Genomic DNA, 607 nt, shown 5'->3' with positions numbered 1-607 from the left:
GTCGGTTTGTCATGCCAGCTTGACCAATACCACCACGCGCAACACGCTGTTCTTTCCACACATGCGAACCATGGCTCACGACAACATGTGAAATGTACAGTTGCGGGTTTTGCCAACCGCTGGTTTCTCGTTCATCGGTGGCGACGCGAAAATAGCTCCACTGCACGTTGTAAGTGCGACCTTGCTTATCTTGCAGCTTCGCAAAGTAGTTCCACCATTCATGTTGATATTCAGGATGGAAGCGAAAGTCTGAAGGCAATGAGACATGCTCGTCCGGTAAAACGGGCTCAAAAATGGTTTTATTTTCTCGCGTCAGTACCGAATTGATTTCATTTTCTTGGGTAGCAGTAGGCTCTAGCCAAAACGTTGAATACAACGTCGCTCCAGTCAACATGGCAAAAACGACAACGATCAGCATCGAAGCAAAAACGCGCTTTTTAGAGTTTTGTTTTTCCACTACAACGCATCCCTCAACGACTTCATTGGCGTACTCTTAATCATTCGAATTACGGGTAACGCCCCGGCGATCATAATCGCGAGCATTGCCCAAGCGATAGTTTGTGCATATTCCCAAGGAATGGTTTGCAGTTCGAGTGACCAACCAAAA

1 protein-coding gene is annotated in these 607 nt (G+C 47.0%); it reads right to left on the bottom strand.

Going from position 1 to position 607, the window contains the following annotated elements:
* Positions 1 to 457: lipocalin-like domain-containing protein (locus R7E78_RS28195; RefSeq protein ID WP_318058893.1), on the bottom strand; the 457-nt coding region annotated here is incomplete at its 3' end.
* Positions 458 to 607 lie beyond the last annotated feature (150 nt).

Source organism: Vibrio sp. YT-19(2023), from assembly GCF_033337395.1.
This window is presented reverse-complemented; position numbering and strand designations above follow the sequence as displayed.